The following is a 15,878-nucleotide window of genomic DNA, read 5'->3' on the forward strand; positions in this document are numbered from 1 at the left end:
GGAGACCGGACCGAAGCGTAGCAGCGGTCGTGGCAGTCGGGGCGGCAGTGTGCGTCGCGCCGGCCGCCCGGCAGAAATAAGCCCCGGGCATGAGCCGATAACCCCTGTTCCTTTCTGCACCGCGCAACGCTTCCCTAACATCGGTCATCCCTTCCCAACACCCGGACCGGCCATGACCGCCGCCTCGCCCGCGTTGCCGCCCAGCCCCTTGCCCGAGGAGCGCAAGGCACTGCTGGCGCGGACCGTGGAGGGCCTGGACGCGGCCGGCCTGTGGTGGCTGTCCGGCTACGCCGCCGGCCTGGCCCAGGCGCAGGGGCCGACAACGCCGGCGCTGGCCGTGGTCGCCGGTGCCGCCGCGTCACCCTCGCCCGCGCCGCAGTTGAGCATCGTCTACGGCAGCCAGACCGGCAACGCGCGCCGCGCCGCCGAACAGGTGGCCGCCGAGGCCGAAGCCGCCGGGCTGGCGGTGCGCCTGCTGCGCGCCGACGTCTATCCCACCCGCGAACTGGGCAACGAACGCCTGCTGTACGTGGTCATCAGCACCCAGGGCGAGGGCGACCCGCCGGACGATGCGATCGGCTTCGTCGAGTTCCTGCAGAGCCGGCGCGCGCCAAAGCTGCCGCAGCTGCAGTACGCCGTGCTCGGCCTGGGCGATTCCAGCTACGCCGATTTCTGCGGCATCGCCCGGCGCCTGGATGCGCGCCTGGCCGAACTCGGCGCGCAGCGGCTGCTGCCGCTGGGCGAGGCCGACCTGGAGATCGAGACGGTCGCGGCGCCATGGCGCGTGCAGGCGCTGGCGCAGGCACGCGACGTACTGGGCCGCCACACGCCCGCGGCGCCGTCGGCCACGGTGACCCCGCTGCGCGGCACCGCGGCGACGGCTTGGAGCCGCACCCAGCCGTTCGCCGCCGAAGTGCTGGCCAACCAGCCGATCAGCGGCCGCGACTTCAAGGGCCCGCGCTACGCCGCGCACGGCCCGGCCGACAAGGACGTACGCCACCTGGAGCTGTCGCTGGCCGGCAGCGGCCTGCACTACGAACCCGGCGATGCCCTGGGCGTGCGCCATCGCAACCCGCCTGCGCTGGTCGAGGCGGTGTTGACCGCGACGCGACTGGACGGTCACGCCGAACTCACCGCCGATGGGCAGACACTGTCCCTGCACGAGTGGCTCAGCGGCCACCGCGAACTGACCCGGGCCTCGCGCCCGTTGCTCAGCGCGGTCGCCGAACGCGCCGGCGCGACCGCGCTGACCGAGCTGCTCGACCCCACCCAGACCGCCGGCCTGGCGGCGCTGCTCGCCGATCACCAAGTGATCGACGTGCTGCGCCGCTGGCCGGCGGATTGGGACCACGCCGCGCTGCTGCAGGCGCTGCGGCCGATGGTCCCGCGCTTGTACTCGATCGCCTCCAGCCGCAAGCGGGTCGGCGACGAAGCCCACCTCACCGTCGACGTGCTGGCCTACGACGCGCACGGCCATGCGCACGGTGGCGCCGCCAGCGGCTATTTGGCTGCCCTGGCCGAAGGCGACAGCGCGCCGGTGTACATCGAACCCAACGAACGCTTCCGGGTGCCGGCCGACGCCAGCCGCGACATCCTGATGATCGGCCCCGGCACCGGCGTGGCGCCGTTCCGCGGCTTCGTGCAGGAGCGCGCCGAGAGCGGCGCCAGCGGCCGCAACTGGCTGTTCTTCGGCGCCCGCCACTTCAACCACGACTTCCTCTACCAGGCCGAATGGCAGCAGGCGCTGCGCAGCGGCGAACTGCACCGGCTGGACCTGGCGTTCTCGCGCGACGTGCAACCGCTGCGCGGGAACACCGCTCCTTCCAAGGTCTACGTGCAGCAGCGCCTGCGCGAACACGGCCGTGCCGTCTACGACTGGCTGCAGAACGGCGCGCACCTGTACGTGTGCGGCGCCATCGCCATGGGCAAGGACGTGCACGCCACCCTGCTGGAGCTCGTCGCCGAACACGGCGCCCACAGCCCCGAGGACGCCGCCGCCTACCTCAGCCAACTGCAGCGAGAGGGGCGGTATGCGCGTGATGTCTATTGAGGCGGGGAATCGGGAAACGGGAATGGGGAATGGGCAACAGCCGGCCTCGACGGGCTTTCCGTAATCCGACGCACCCGCTCTTGCAATTCCCTATTCCCTATTCTCGATTCCCTGCCCAATGTCCCACTCCGTCGAAGACATCAAGCACCACAGCCAGCGCTTGCGCGGGTCGCTGCTGCAGAGCCTGGCCGATCCGGTCACCGGGGCGCTGCGCGAGGACGATCAGACCCTGATCAAGTATCACGGCAGCTACCAGCAGGACGACCGCGATCTGCGCGAGGAGCGGCGCCGGCAGAAGCTGGAGCCGGCCTACCAGTTCATGATCCGCACGCGCACCCCGGGCGGGGTGGTCGATCCGGCGCAGTGGCTCAAGCTCGACGCCATCGCCACCACCTACGGCAACCACTCGCTGCGCGTCACCACGCGCCAGGCGTTTCAGTTCCACGGGGTGATCAAGCGCGAACTGAAGGCGACCATGCAGGCGATCAACGCCGCGCTGATCGACACCCTGGCCGCCTGTGGCGACGTCAACCGCAACGTGCAGGTCGCCGCCAATCCGCTGGCCTCGCAGGCGCACGCCACGCTCTACGCCGACGCCGCGCGCGTGTCCGAACACCTGCTGCCCAATACCCGCGCCTACTACGAGATCTGGCTGGACGAGGAGCAGGTCGCCGGCAGCGGCCAGGAGGACGAGCCGATCTACGGCAACGCCTACCTGCCGCGCAAGTTCAAGATCGGTTTCGCGCTGCCCCCGATCAACGACGTGGACGTGTTCGCCAACGATCTGGGCTTCATCGGCGTGCTCGGCGCCGACGGCACGCTGGCCGGCTACAACGTCAGCCTCGGCGGCGGCATGGGCGCCAGCCATGGCGATGCGGAGACCTACCCGCGCGTGGCCAACGTGGTCGGCTTCATCGACCGCGCGCAGTTGCTCGACGTCGCCACCGCGGTGGTCACCACCCAGCGCGACCTGGGCAACCGCACCGTGCGCAAGCGCGCGCGCTTCAAGTACACCATCGACGACCACGGCCTGGACACGGTGCTGGCGGAGATCGAGCGGCGTGCCGGCGTGCGCCTGCAGCCCACGCGCGACTTCGCCTTCGAGCACAACGGCGACCGCGCCGGCTGGCAGACCGGCGAGGACGGCCGCTGGCACCTGACCCTGTCGCTGCCGGCCGGGCGCATCGCCGACCACGCCGACGGCGCACAGTACCTCAGCGGCCTGCGCGTGATCGCCGCGCAGCTGCGCAACACTGGCGACGGCGCGCACTTCCGCATGACCGCGAACCAGAACCTGGTGATCGCCGGCGTTCCCGCGGCGCAACGCGAGGCGATCGACGCGCTGGTGCGCGCGCATGCGCTGGACGCCGGCAACCGCGCGCCCACCGCGCTGGCACGCGCGGCCATGGCCTGCGTGGCCCTGCCCACCTGCGGCCTGGCGATGGCCGAGGCCGAGCGCTACCTGCCGGCCTTCGCCGCACAGCTGCAGCCGCTGCTGGCGCGCCACGGCCTGCAGGACGCGCCGATCCTGCTGCGCCTCTCCGGCTGCCCGAACGGCTGCTCGCGGCCCTACCTGGCCGAGATCGCCCTGGTCGGAAAGGCGCCGGGCCGCTACAACCTGATGCTCGGCGGCGACCACCGCGGCCAGCGCCTCAACACCCTGTACCGCGAGAACATCGCCGAGCCGGAGATCCTCGCCGCGCTGGAACCGCTGTTCGCGCGCTATGCCAACGAGCGGCATGAGGACGAGCGCTTCGGCGATTTCCTGCACCGCACTGGCGTGGTCGAGTTGCCCGCCTATCCCACCCACCGTCACCTGATTCCGTCGGAACTGCACGCATGAGCGCTCTGCCCGCCGCCTCCCAAGACGCCTCCGCCAACGCACCGGTGCCGGCCCTGGATCTCGATGCCGCCAATGCGCTGCTGGCGACGCTGTCCGCGCCCGAGCGCGTGGCCTGGGCGTTGCAGCACGGCCCGGCCGAAGCGGCGCTGTCGTCCAGCTTCGGCGCGCAATCGGCCGCCACCCTGCACCTGCTGACCCGGCAGCGCCCGGACATCCCGGTGATCCTGATCGACACCGGCTACCTGTTCGCCGAGACCTACCGCTTCGCCGACGCGCTGACCGAGCGGCTCAAGCTCAACCTCAAGATCTATCGCCCGCTGGTCAGCCGCGCCTGGATGGAAGCGCGCCACGGCCGCCTGTGGGAACAGGGCATGGTCGGCATCGAGCAGTACAACAACCTGCGCAAGGTCGAGCCGATGCGCCGCGCCCTGGACGAACTGAAGGTCGGTACCTGGTTCACCGGCCTGCGTCGCAGCCAGTCCGACAGCCGCGCGCAGACACCGTTCGTGCAGAAGCGCGGCGAGCGCTACAAGATCAACCCGATCGCCGACTGGAGCGACCGCGACCTGTGGCAATACATGCAGCAGCACGACCTGCCCTATCACCCGCTGTGGGAACAGGGCTACGTCTCCATCGGCGATTTCCACACCACCCGCCGCTGGGAACCGGGCATGCGCGAGGAAGACACCCGCTTCTTCGGCCTCAAGCGCGAATGCGGGATCCACGAGGATCTGTGAGACGTGCCAGCACACGTTCGGGCTCTTTGTAGGCGCGGCGTCAACTGCGACGGGCGTTACCGGCCACACCGCGTCTTTCCCTTAGGAGCGGCTTCAGCCGCGACCGGGTTTCATGGGAACGCCCGGCCGCGGCTGAAGCTGCTTCTACGGCTCATAATCCCGGTCTCCTGCGGGTGCTGACAGTACTGGCTGCGCCTTGTGGGAGGGACTTCAGTCCCGACTGCACAAGGTGGGATGCGCCGGTGGCGTCGCTTGTCGCAGCGGAATCACCGTAGCTTCCGACCTCGACCCGCTAAGCCCCCACCACCGGCTCCCGCCGCAGCACCAGCACCCAGTCCAGCCCCAGCATCAGCAGCAAGGACACACCCACCAGCGGAAACAGCATCCCGCCCAGCACCAGCAGCGCCACCACGCCGCGCAGCGTGCGCCGGTCCGCGGGCAGCGGCGGCACCCCGAGCCCGCCCTGTGGGCGCCGCTTCCACCACATCACCGCCGCGCTCACGCACAGCAGCACGATGCCCAGGCAGGCCACGATCAGCACGATCTGGTTGAGCGCACCGTACTCCTGGCCCAGATGCACGTTGATGCCCCACTCCAGCGTCTTGGCCAGCGGGCCGTAGTCTGCATAGCGCATATCCAGCAGCACCTGGCCGCTGTACTGGTCCAGATGGATCACCCGTTGCTGTGCCAGGTCCGGCGGATACACCGAGGCGGTATAGACCCCGCGCACGCCGCGCGGCAGCGCCACGCTGTAGCCCGGTGCGATGCCGCGCGACTGGAACCGCGCCACCGCCGCATCCAGGCCGATCGCGCCCGCCGCCGGCATGGCGTCCGGCATGTCGGCCATGCCGCCATGTTCGCCATGTTCGCCATGCTCCTCGTGTCCGCCATGCGCGCCGTGCGCCGCGTGCGGGTCCGCGGCCGGCGGCGACGACTGCGGCAGGCGCGCCTGGCGTAGCGACCACGCCGGCACCTCGCTGTCGCTCAGCCGCTGCGTCGACATCGGCAGGTCCACCCGCAGCCCGGACGGATAGCCGTAGTGATGACCATTGGCCAGGCGGTTGACCTGTGCGCCCCAGAACCACGACCACGGCATCCCGGTCAGCGCCAGGAACAGCAGCAGCACCCCGACCACGCTGCCGGTAAGCGCATGCAGATCGCGCCAGAACAGCCGCTGCGCCGGCCGCCCGCGCACCGTGGTCACGCCGCCGCGGCGCCCGCGCGGCCACCACAGGTACACGCCGGTGAACACCAGCAGGATCGCCCAGCCGGCCGCCACCTCGATCAGCGCGTTGGCGAACCAGCCGACATAGTCGAGGCTGTGCAGGCGGCGGATCGTCCAGGCCACGGTGCCGTGCTCGGGCAACTGCCCCAGCACCCGCGCCCGGTACGGGTCCACGTACACGACCTCGCGGCGGCCATCGGCGGTGGCGATGGTCACTTCCGCCGAGGCATCGCGCCGCGGCGGCGTGGTGTAGCGCAGTGCCTGGCCGGGTTGCGCGGCCAGCGCCGCGTCCAGCAGCCGCTGCGGCGCCAGTGCCTGCGCGTGGGCGGCTACCGGCACGGTCTTCAGCGCGCGGTGGAAGTAGCCGTCGATCGGCTGCTGATAGACGAAGGCCGCACCGGTCAGCGCCAGCCAGACCAGCAGCGGCAGTACCAGCAGGCCGGCATAGAAATGCCAGCGCCACACGGCGCGGTAGAAGCGTGCCGGCGCCACAGCGGACGCGGCAGAGTGCGTCGCCATCACCAGCCCCAGCTCAGCGTGGCGTACAGCGCGCGGCCGTCGCCGGGCGAGTAGCCGGAGGACCCGCTGTCGTACCAGGCGTAGACGTAGTGCCGGTCGGTCAGGTTCTTCAGTTGCAGCGACACCTCGCGCTGTGCACGCCAGCGCCAGGTCGCGCCGAGATTGGCCAGTGCGTAGCCGCCGTAGCGGCCGAGGGTGTTGCTGCGCTCCACGTAGTAATCGCCCTGTGCGTTGCCCCAGGCCGACAGTGTCAGCCGCGGCGTGGCCTGCCAGTCGATGCCGGCGTTGGCCAGGTAGTGCGGCACGCTCTCGATTTCCTTGCCGCGTGTGGCCGGCGCGCTCGGGTCGGGGGTGACGATGACCGCGCGCTGCCGCGAATACGCCAGCCACAGCGTCCAGCGCTCGTCCGGACGCAGGTTCAGTTGCGCATCCCAGCCGCGGCGCAGGGTCTTGCCGACGTTGCCGACCTCGCCGGTGCCGACGCTGCCGTTCACGCCCAGGATCGTGGCCACTTCGTCGGACGCACGCTGCTCCCAGTAAGCCACGCGTGCGTCCCAGCGCTGCTGCGCACCGGCGAACTTCAGGCCGGTCTCCCAGCCATCGTTGTAGGACGGTGCCAGGTTGCGCGCCTGGGTACGGTAGGCGCCGTTGCCGCTGCCGATCTGGAAGGTGCGGCCGATGTTGGCGTACAGGCTGGCCTGCGCGGTCAGCGCGTACACCGCGCTGAACTTGGGTTGGCGGATCGTGCCGTAGGCGTAGGCCGGATAGCGCGCGCCGCTGGCGAGGTCGCGGAACTGCCCGCCGACGCGATCCACCCGATAGCCCGGCACCAGTTGCAGGCGTTCGGTCGGGCGCAGCACCGCCTGCACGTAGGCGCCTTCGGTATGCAGATCGAAGTCCCAGTCGCGCAACGGCGCGGTGCGCACGCGTGCAACCGTGCGATAACGCTGCGAGAGGTTGTCCTGCCACTGCGCATCGACCCCACCCTCCAGCGCGAAAGCGTCGGCACGCGCCAGCGCCGGGCGCCAGCTGAACCTGGCCAGCATGCCGCGCTGGCGCTCGTCGGTGTCGCGTTCCTGCTGCGCGCCGGCCGCGGTGAAGCGCACCCAGCGCTGGTTGTCGTAGCGGTTCCAGTACGCCTTGGCGCTGCCCTGCACGGTCTCGGCCAGGCGCGCATCCAGGTGCAGCGACACCTGCGTGGTGTGGCGCTGGCTGCGGTCGTCGCGCGCGTAGTCGGGCGAACTGCGTGGCGCGCGCTGCGCGGTGGCGTAGTCCAGATACCCCGCCTCCAGCGCCGTGTTGCGGTAGTCGCGCGCGCTGAGTCCGGCACGCCAGCGCCCGTCCGGATCGGTGTAGAACCACTTGCCGGCGAACGCATGCTTGCGCGCGTCGGCATGGTCGCGGTAGCCGTCGCTGTCGCGCCAGGCGGCGAAATAGTTCTGGCTCCAGGCGCCGCGCTCGATGCCCTGCGTCGCCTGCACCTCGCGGGTGCCGAAGCTGCCGACGGTGACGCTGGCGCGGCCGTCGTTGCCGCCGCTGCGGGTCAGCACGTCGACGCTGCCGGCGATCGCGTTCAGGCCGTAGCGCGGGTCGTTGGTACCGCGCACGATCTCGATCGCGGCGATGTCCAGCGGGAACACCGCATCCAGGTACGGCATGGCGCCGGCATTGTCGTTGCTGGGCACGCCGTCGATCAGCAACTTGACCGCATTGATCCGGCCTTCGCCGTTGAAGCCGCGGAAGGAGAAGCGCCCGGCGTCGGTGCCCATCTTGAACTGGGTCACCTGCACGCCGGGCGCGCGCATCAGCAACTCCCAGCTGTAGTCCACATGCTGGTCCTGCAGCAGATCGCCGCCGAGGATGTCGACGGAACTGAACACGCTGCGCGCGCTGGAACCGGCGGCGAGCGGCGAGGTGGCCTGGACCTTGCCCAGGGTCAGCACGGAATCGCCGGCGGCGCCGGGCGGCGCGTCGGCGGCATGGGCGGGCGCGGCCGCGGCGAGACACACACAACAGCACGCCACCACCGGTGGCATGGCAGGAAAACGGAACATGGCGAAAACTCCATCGGCACGAGGGCGTGCCGCAGCGGCGCCGCGGCACGGGAACGGCAACCCGTGGATCAGGAGAACAGCGGTGGTCCGCGCGGCGGGTGTGCGCGGCGTGCGGCGGCCGTGACGACAAGGCTGTGCCGCGCCGCCACCGGCACTGGCGGGCAGCGCCAGGGCAGCAACGCCAGCAACAGGACTACCCAGGGCAGCAGCCGCGCGGCAAGCAGGCAGTAATCGCAGGCTGGCGCGTGCGCCAGGCCGGCATCGTCGTGGTGGCCGCCATGCGCCGCCGAGACGGCTCCCGCCAGCGCGGCCAGACGCAGGCCGCTACTGGTGCACAGCGCCTGGTCCTGCAACGCCGCCGCCTCGGCCTGCGCCTGCCGCCACTGGCTGATCGGCGGCGCCAGCAGCAGCAGGCCGAGCGCCAGCGCGGCGAGCGCGGCCCAACACGACGGCAGCTGACGGAGACGGACCATCGGCGCATTCTAGAGGGTGCGACGGCCATTGAAACGCGTGCGATGCCGTGTGCGGCGAAGTGACGCATGCACGTCGTGGCGGTGCCGGACCGGCAGCGTCCTCGGTCGGTAGACCGAAGCCCCGGCGGCCGCTACCGCCCCCGGAGCACGGCCGCATCGCCATCGTCCTGCCGCCGCCCAGGCGCCCGGCAAGGTGGTCCGTCCGTTGCCTGGCCGGACCATGCGCTCTCTGCAGATCGAGGACGGGCCGGCGTTTCCGACGCGGCGGCGACCATCGCGGGCGCCGCGCACCGCCGTGTCCGGCGAGCGCGGCGCTTGCATGGCGCCGCGATTGCGGCACCATCGGCCGCGGCCGCGTGCAGGATTCCGGCACGGCCGCCCCTGTTCCGTCCCACTCAGCGAGCCGCCCATGCCCACGATCACGATCTACCACAACCCCGCCTGCGGCACCTCGCGCAATGTGCTCGGGCTGATCCGCAACAGCGGCGTCGAGCCGACCGTGATCGAATACCTGAAGACCCCGCCCGACCGCGCCACCCTGCAGACGCTGGCGGCGGCCAGCGGGCTGCCGCTGCGCGACCTGATGCGGCAGAAGGGCACGCCCTATGCCGAGCTGGGGCTGGACGACCCGACGCTGGACGATGGCGCGCTGCTGGAGGCCATCCTGCAGCACCCGATCCTGCTGAACCGGCCGATCGTGGTCAGCCCGCTGGGCACGCGCCTGTGCCGGCCGTCGGAGACCGTGCTGGAGATCCTGCCGTCGCCGCAGCGCGGCGCCTTCGCCAAGGAGGACGGGACGCCGCTGGTCGATGCGCAGGGCCGCTGGGTGGGCTGACCAGGCGACACCGCCGGCGCGGCCGATTCGCTAAGCGCAGGTACAGCGCACGCGAGCACAATGTGAACGCCGCGTCGGCAAAAACCGTGACAGGTACCATAGACTGCGTGCCTTTCCGCCCGAGTCGCGCCGCATGTCTCCCGTCGAACCCGCCGCCGACCCGGTCTATTGCGCGGCCAAGCCCCGCAACGAAGCGCTGCGGCTGGACGCCTTGCACAGCTACGCGATCCTGGACACCCCGCGCGAGCCGGCGTTCGACGACATCACCCGGCTGGCCGGGCTGATCTGCCAGGCGCCGATCGCGGTGGTCAACCTGATCGACAGCGAGCGCCAGTGGTTCAAGAGCGAGATCGGGCTGGGCACGCGCGAAACGCCGCTGGCGACCTCGCTGTGCGCGCACGCCCTGCTCGAGGACGACCTGCTGCTGGTGCCGGATACCCGCGAGGACCCGCGCTTCGCCTGCAATCCGCTGGTCACCGGCGAGATGCGCCTGCACTTCTATGCCGGCGCGCTGCTGAAGACCTCCGACGGCCTGGCCCTGGGCACCGTCTGCGTGCTGGACCGGCGCCCGCGCCAGCTCAGCTACGAGCAGATCGAAGCGCTGCGCGCGCTGGCGCGGCAGGCGATGGGCCAACTGGAACTGCGCAAGGCGCTGCATCTGGCGCAGGAATCCAACCATTACCGCAGTCGCCTGATGGCCATCGCCGGCCACGACCTGAAGACCCCGCTGCGCACCGCGTCGTACGCGCTGAGCAAGCTGCAGCGCCAGCAGGACGCGGCGCAGGATGGTTCGCTGGAGACCGCACGTACCGCCTTGAACCAGGTCGCCAGCGGGCTCGACCAGCTCGCCACCAACGCCGCCGCCGGCGAGCTGCGCCTGCCGGCGCTGCAGACCCTGGCCCTGGCCGACGTGCTGGCACCGATCCTGGCCACCTGGCAGCCGCAGGCCGCGGCCAAGGGCGTGCAGCTGCGCAGCGTGCCGACGTCCTTGCGCGTGCGCAGCAGCGCGGCCTTGCTGTCCACGTTGCTCGGCAACCTGCTCGGTAACGCGGTCAAGTACACCGCGCAGGGCAAGGTACTGATCGGCTGCCGGCGCCGCGGCGACCAGGTGGCGGTGGAGATCATCGACCGCGGCATCGGCATGGACGAAGACGGCCTGCGCACGCTGTTCCAGGCCTTCCGCCAGGCCGACCCGCGCAGCGACGGCCTCGGCCTGGGCCTGTGGATCGTGCGCCGCGCCGCCGAGACCCTGGGCTGCACGGTGGAAGTGCGCAGCCAGCCGGGCCACGGTAGCCGCTTCACTGTGCTGCTGCCGGCGGCGAGCACGGACGCTTGACGCCCGAGCCACGCTGGCGCAGGTGTATTTGTGCTGGCACCAGTACCCTCATCCGCCCCTTCTGGGCACCTTCTCCCGGGGGGAGAAGGAAGATGTCAAGCGCAGCCGCGCAGCGTTGAGTGACCAGGGCTCGGCAGGGACCAGTGAGGTACCAAGGTCTTCCGGCAGCCTGCAGTCGGGACTGAAGTCCCTCCCACAATGGCCACGGCCGCTCAGTGTGAGACGCCTGAACTGCGCTGCGCTGCGCTGCGCTGGGCTGAGCGCGGGTACTGGCACTGGCGCCCGTACCCTCATCCGCCCCTTCGGGGCACCTTCTCCCGGGGGAGAAGGAAGATGTCAAGCGCAGCCGCGCAGCGTTGAGTCGCTAAGGCTTGGCAGGGAACAGTGAGGTACTGAGGTCTTCCGGCAGCCTGCAGTCGGGACTGAAGTCCCTCCCACAATGGCCACGGCCGCTCAGTGTGAGGGGCCGGGGAGCCGCCGCCGCGGGAATCCCGCTTTTGCGATTCCCCACTCCCGATTCCCCATTCCCGGCTTCACCGCGATTCCCCAATCCCGGCTTCAAAGTCACTCCTTCAACACCATATCGATGCACAGCACCGCCGCCATGATCAGGATCCGCCGCGGATCCTCGGCCGGCAGGCTCTCGGCGATCGACAGCATGTAGTTGTCGGCGCTGGTGAACAGTTCCTTGCCCAGCCCGGCCCACTTCTTCGAGACCTGGGCCAGTTCGCGCTCGCCCTGCACGAAGCGGAAATCCCAGCTGGTCCACTTGCCGCGCAGGGTGCACACCGGCGCGCCCTGGGCATCGAGCACGTCGAACTTGCCGCCGATGGAGAAGAACTTCTGGCTGAAGGAACCGACCAGCCGATCGCGCTCGTCCAGCACCTCGACCTTGGACAGGAACAGCGAGAAGCCGCGCTTGACCGTCAGCACCTTCTGCCCATCCGGAGTACGCACTTCCACCTGGAACGGGGTCATGCGCTTGTAGTCGGTGAACCGGAAGATCTTGGTGAACACGCCCAGGTTCGGCTCGCGGCATTCCAGCAGCTTGCGGTTGCTGTGCGGATCGAACACGTCGTAGTTGTTGGCGGCCTTGAACATGCCGACCTGTTCCTTGACGAAGAACAGGTTGTGCTGAAGAACAGGATGCATCGGGCGTCCTTGCGTTGGGAAAGTCGACGCGCCCTGGGCGGCGGCCGCACAGCGGCGGCGTGGTACCGACAGCCGCCGGCACGCCCAGGGTCGCGGTCTGCCGGGTGGCAGAAGGGGCCGCATGATAGGCGGCGGCTCGCGCTGCGGCAACGCGCACGGCAGGCAGCCACGCCGGTGCGGGGTCTTCATTCCAGTGCAGGCCGCGACGCCGTTGCCCTTACTTCTTTTGCCCAGACGTCTGTCCGAAGCCAATCGCCGTATCGATCAAAGGACGCCGCTGTCGCGATTCCCCAGTCCCGATTCCCCATTCCCGGCTTCTAGCTGGTAATGGTCTGAGTCAGATCTTCCCAGCTCGGCGGCGCCGGCCAATCCGGCTGCTGGTTGCCTTCCATCACCCGGCGCAGGTCGCGGGTGTCGATCTGCGGCGCCAGCACGTGCACCAGCTCCAGCGCGTAGTCGCGCAGCACGCGGTCGCGCGGCAGCACCGCCCAGGCGATGCAGTCGGGAATCTCCGGCGGCGCCGGCCACGCGCGCAGATCGGTGTCGTTGGCGCTCACCGCCATCTCCGCCAGCAACCCCACACCGAGACCGGTGCGCACGTAGGTCTTGATCAGGTCCGCGTCGAGCGCGGTCAACGCGATCCGCGGCTCCAGTCCGAGCCGGCCGAAGGCGCGCTGCAGCGAAGAGCCGGCGCGGGTCGAGGATTCGTAGCTGATCAGCGGCTGCGCCGCCAACGCGGCCATGTCCGGCACCCGCCTGGGCACGTCCAACGCATGCCCGCGCGGCACCAGCACCAGCCGCCGCCAGCGGTACAGCGGTACCGCGATGCCCGCCGCCGGCGCGCTACCGGCGGTGCTGACGATGGCGATGTCGGCGTCGCCCTGGCTGAGCAGGTCCAGCGCCGCGCTCTCGGCGGCCTGCTGCAGATGCACGCTGACCTGCGGATAGGCCTGTTTGATCTGCGCCACCGCCGGCGGCAGCACGAAGCGCGCCTGGGTGTGGGTGGTGGTGAGGGTCAGCTGGCCCTGGCTCTCGCGGCGCTGGTTGGCGGCGTAGGTGCGGATGTTGTTGGCCTCGGCCAGCACCGCGCGCGCGCGCTCGATCACCTCGCGCCCGGCCGGAGTCACCGTCTCCAGACTGCGGCCCTTGCGAACGAACAACAGGAAGCCCAGTTCGTCCTCCAGTTGCTTGAGCTGCTTGGACAGCCCCGGCTGGGTGGCGTGCACGCGCGCCGCCGCCAGGGTGATGTTCAGATCGGCATCGGCAATGGCGACGAGGTAGCGGAGTTGGGTCAGCGTCATCGGGACGAGGGCGAGGCGCCGCCAGGCGGGACGCTCGACTGTAGTGGAATTCGGCCTTTCACCTTATAACCGAAAGCTATCTGCCTTGGGCATGAAGTCATTTCCTGGGGCTATGAGCCGGCGCTACGGTCGTCGCTCCCGCCTGCCATGCGTTGCGAGCCGTCCCTGTGAGCCCTGCCCCGATTGCCCTGTATCCGGACCTGCGCGACCGGGCCGTGCTGGTGATCGGCGGCGGCGCGGCCGCCGAGCGCCAGCTGCAGGCACTGCTCGCCGCCGGCGCCCTGCCACGGGTGGCCGCGCCGACCCTGACCCCGGGCTTGCATGCGCTGGCCGCGCAGGGACGGCTGGTCTGGCTGCAAGGCGCCTTCGACAGCGCCTGGCTGAACAGCGTCTGGTACCTGATCGCCGCAAGCGAGGACACCATGGCCAACCGCCAGGCGCTGCAGGCCGCGGCCGCACGGCGGGTGCTGGCGCAAGCCGTGCCGGCCGAGCCGGCATCCGCGGCCAATGCCGCTGCCGCCGAGACCGCCGCACAGCAGACGCTGCCGCTGCGCCCGGGCAGCGTGACCCTGGTCGGCGCCGGGCCCGGCGATCCCGGCCTGCTCACCGGCCACGCGCTGCACGCCCTGCGCCAGGCCGACGTGGTCCTGCACGACCGCCTGGTCAGCGCCGCGATCCTGCAGCTCGTGCCGGCCGGCACCGAGCGCATCGCCGTCGGCAAATCGGCCGACGGCCATAGCGTGGCGCAGGAGCAGATCCATGCCTTGCTGCTGGAACACGCGCGGCGCGGACGCCGGGTGGTGCGGCTGAAGGGCGGCGACCCGTTCGTGTTCGGCCGCGGTGGCGAGGAACTGGAATACCTGCGCGCGCACGGCGTGGACTACGCGGTGGTGCCCGGCATCACCGCCGCGCTGGCCTGCGCCGCCTATGCCGGCATCCCGCTGACCCATCGCGACCACGCACAATCGCTGCGCCTGGTCACCGCACACTGCAAGGCCTCGCTGGACACCCTGGACTGGGCCGCGCTGGCGCAGGAGCGGCAGACCCTGGCGGTGTACATGGGCGTGGCCGGCCTGGACACGGTGCGCACGCGCCTGCTCGCCGCCGGCCGCGCCGCCGGCACGCCGTTTGCGCTGGTGGAAAACGGCTCGCGTGCCGAGCAGCGGGTGGTGCGCGGCACCCTCGCCGACCTGCCCGATACCGCCCGCGCGCATGCGGTGCGTGCGCCGGCGCTGCTGATCCTCGGCGAGGTGGCAGCGCTGGCCGACACCCTGCACTGGTTCGGCGCCGCACCGCTGCACGCGCTGCCCTCACCTTCCCCGAAGCAGGCGGCGCCTACCCTGGCCCACGCCGCCTGACCCGCCCCCCATTCCCGGAGACCTTGCCCATGGCCATCTACGACAACATCCTCGACACCATCGGCCACACCCCGATCGTCAAGCTGCAGCGGCTGGCGCCGGCGCACGTGGACCTGTACGTCAAGGTCGAAGCCTTCAATCCCGGCGGCTCGGTCAAGGACCGCCTGGCCCTGGCGATCGTGCTCGACGCCGAGGCGCGCGGCCTGCTCAAGCCCGGCGACACCATCGTCGAAGCGACCTCCGGCAATACCGGCGTGGCCCTGGCGATGGTCGCCGCCGCGCGCGGCTACAAGTTCGTGGCGACAATGGTGGAGACCTTCTCGATCGAGCGCCGCAAGCTGATGCGCGCCTACGGCGCCAAGGTGATCCTGACCCCCGCCGCCGAGCGCGGCAGCGGCATGGTGCGCAAGGCCGAGGAACTGGCCAGGCAGCACGGCTGGTTCCTGGCCCGGCAGTTCGCCAACCCGGCCAATCCGGCCTACCACCGCAGCACCACCGCCGCGGAAATCCTGCGCGACTTCGCAGGCCGCCGGCTCGACCATTTCGTCAGCGGCTGGGGCACTGGCGGCACCCTCACCGGCGTCGGCGAAGTGCTGCGGCTCGCGCGTCCGGAAGTACACATCACCGCCACCGAACCGGCCGGCGCGGCCCTGCTGCAGGGCCAGGAGTGGAAGCCGCACAAGATCCAGGGCTGGACGCCGGATTTCGTGCCCGAGGTCCTCAACCGCGAGGTCTACGACGAGGTGCTGAGCGTGGAAGACACCGACGCCATCACGGTGTCGCGCCGCCTCGCCGCCGAGGAAGGCATCTTCACCGGCATCTCCGGCGGTGGCACGGTGGCCACCGCGCTGCGCGTGGCCGAGACCGCGGCGCCCGGCGCGGTGATCCTGGCGATGCTGCCGGATACCGGCGAGCGCTACTTCTCCACGCCGCTGTTCGCCGACATCAACGAAGGCAGCGACGACGACTGGCTGGCCGGCCTGCCGTAAGCGCGC

At 70.7% G+C, this 15,878-nt stretch carries 12 protein-coding genes; 7 read left to right on the forward strand and 5 right to left on the reverse strand.

Features of this window, described 5'->3' with window-relative positions; all coding sequences use genetic code 11:
* The first annotated feature begins 172 nt into the window (after positions 1-172).
* The 3 genes from SLW55_RS07995 to SLW55_RS08005 all read left to right on the forward strand — a co-directional run bounded on the left by SLW55_RS07995 (position 173) and on the right by SLW55_RS08005 (position 4,630).
* The gene (locus SLW55_RS07995) at positions 173-2,050 is read left to right on the forward strand and encodes an assimilatory sulfite reductase (NADPH) flavoprotein subunit (protein WP_320744926.1); all 1,878 of its coding nucleotides are present in this window, start codon (positions 173-175) and stop codon (positions 2,048-2,050) included.
* A gap of 118 nt (positions 2,051-2,168) precedes the next feature.
* The gene (gene cysI / locus SLW55_RS08000) at positions 2,169-3,893 is read left to right on the forward strand and encodes an assimilatory sulfite reductase (NADPH) hemoprotein subunit (protein WP_320744927.1); all 1,725 of its coding nucleotides are present in this window, start codon (positions 2,169-2,171) and stop codon (positions 3,891-3,893) included.
* Positions 3,890-4,630 (forward strand): phosphoadenylyl-sulfate reductase, encoded by a 741-nt coding sequence (locus SLW55_RS08005; RefSeq protein WP_010341781.1) that lies wholly within the window; start codon positions 3,890-3,892, stop codon positions 4,628-4,630. Before cysI ends, SLW55_RS08005 begins: the two co-directional genes overlap by 4 nt.
* 292 nt (positions 4,631-4,922) lie before the next feature.
* On the opposite strand, the gene SLW55_RS08010 is transcribed toward SLW55_RS08005, so the two are convergent.
* From SLW55_RS08010 to SLW55_RS08020, 3 genes are all read right to left on the reverse strand, one after another.
* Entirely contained in the window at positions 4,923-6,374 is a 1,452-nt protein-coding gene (locus SLW55_RS08010) for a PepSY domain-containing protein (RefSeq protein ID WP_267083742.1), read from the reverse strand.
* Positions 6,374-8,428, reverse strand: coding sequence for a TonB-dependent receptor (locus tag SLW55_RS08015; protein ID WP_320744928.1), 2,055 nt, complete (start codon positions 8,426-8,428; stop codon positions 6,374-6,376). Before SLW55_RS08015 ends, SLW55_RS08010 begins: the two co-directional genes overlap by 1 nt.
* Before the next feature lie 68 nt (positions 8,429-8,496).
* Positions 8,497-8,901 carry a DUF2946 family protein gene (locus tag SLW55_RS08020; protein WP_267083744.1) on the reverse strand — a complete coding sequence of 135 codons (405 nt, stop codon included), beginning with the start codon at positions 8,899-8,901 and terminating at the stop codon, positions 8,497-8,499.
* A gap of 409 nt (positions 8,902-9,310) precedes the next feature.
* On the opposite strand from SLW55_RS08020, the gene arsC reads away from it, so the two are divergent.
* The gene (gene arsC, locus SLW55_RS08025; protein WP_267083745.1) at positions 9,311-9,736 is read left to right on the forward strand and encodes an arsenate reductase (glutaredoxin); all 426 of its coding nucleotides are present in this window, start codon (positions 9,311-9,313) and stop codon (positions 9,734-9,736) included.
* A gap of 133 nt (positions 9,737-9,869) precedes the next feature.
* Positions 9,870-11,072 (forward strand): GAF domain-containing sensor histidine kinase, encoded by a 1,203-nt coding sequence (locus SLW55_RS08030; protein ID WP_267083746.1) that lies wholly within the window; start codon positions 9,870-9,872, stop codon positions 11,070-11,072.
* A gap of 564 nt (positions 11,073-11,636) precedes the next feature.
* Here the strand turns inward: SLW55_RS08030 and SLW55_RS08035 are convergent.
* Positions 11,637-12,224, reverse strand: coding sequence for a phospholipid scramblase-related protein (locus SLW55_RS08035; protein WP_017908488.1), 588 nt, complete (start codon positions 12,222-12,224; stop codon positions 11,637-11,639).
* Positions 12,225-12,541: 317 nt separating this feature from the next.
* Positions 12,542-13,525 (reverse strand): LysR family transcriptional regulator, encoded by a 984-nt coding sequence (locus tag SLW55_RS08040; RefSeq protein WP_017916788.1) that lies wholly within the window; start codon positions 13,523-13,525, stop codon positions 12,542-12,544.
* Between the two features lie 167 nt (positions 13,526-13,692).
* Between SLW55_RS08040 and cobA the strand changes: the two genes are divergently transcribed.
* Complete coding sequence (gene cobA, locus SLW55_RS08045; protein ID WP_267083747.1) at positions 13,693-14,883, forward strand: uroporphyrinogen-III C-methyltransferase; 1,191 nt, start codon at positions 13,693-13,695, stop codon at positions 14,881-14,883.
* Positions 14,884-14,912: 29 nt separating this feature from the next.
* Positions 14,913-15,872 (forward strand): cysteine synthase A, encoded by a 960-nt coding sequence (gene cysK / locus SLW55_RS08050; RefSeq protein WP_017908608.1) that lies wholly within the window; start codon positions 14,913-14,915, stop codon positions 15,870-15,872.
* The last annotated feature ends 6 nt before the right edge of the window (positions 15,873-15,878 follow it).

The organism is Xanthomonas sp. LF06-19, assembly GCF_034105425.1.
Lineage (GTDB): Bacteria > Pseudomonadota > Gammaproteobacteria > Xanthomonadales > Xanthomonadaceae > Xanthomonas_A > Xanthomonas_A sontii.

Coding starts and splice junctions, on each gene's coding strand:
- arsC (WP_267083745.1), top strand. CDS start 9,311: ATGCCCACGATCACGATCTACCACAACCCCGCCTGCGGCACCTCGCGC.
- SLW55_RS08035 (WP_017908488.1), bottom strand. CDS start 12,224: ATGCATCCTGTTCTTCAGCACAACCTGTTCTTCGTCAAGGAACAGGTC.
- SLW55_RS08015 (WP_320744928.1), bottom strand. CDS start 8,428: ATGTTCCGTTTTCCTGCCATGCCACCGGTGGTGGCGTGCTGTTGTGTG.
- SLW55_RS08040 (WP_017916788.1), bottom strand. CDS start 13,525: ATGACGCTGACCCAACTCCGCTACCTCGTCGCCATTGCCGATGCCGAT.
- SLW55_RS07995 (WP_320744926.1), top strand. CDS start 173: ATGACCGCCGCCTCGCCCGCGTTGCCGCCCAGCCCCTTGCCCGAGGAG.
- SLW55_RS08005 (WP_010341781.1), top strand. CDS start 3,890: ATGAGCGCTCTGCCCGCCGCCTCCCAAGACGCCTCCGCCAACGCACCG.
- SLW55_RS08010 (WP_267083742.1), bottom strand. CDS start 6,374: ATGGCGACGCACTCTGCCGCGTCCGCTGTGGCGCCGGCACGCTTCTAC.
- cysK (WP_017908608.1), top strand. CDS start 14,913: ATGGCCATCTACGACAACATCCTCGACACCATCGGCCACACCCCGATC.
- cysI (WP_320744927.1), top strand. CDS start 2,169: ATGTCCCACTCCGTCGAAGACATCAAGCACCACAGCCAGCGCTTGCGC.
- SLW55_RS08020 (WP_267083744.1), bottom strand. CDS start 8,901: ATGGTCCGTCTCCGTCAGCTGCCGTCGTGTTGGGCCGCGCTCGCCGCG.
- SLW55_RS08030 (WP_267083746.1), top strand. CDS start 9,870: ATGTCTCCCGTCGAACCCGCCGCCGACCCGGTCTATTGCGCGGCCAAG.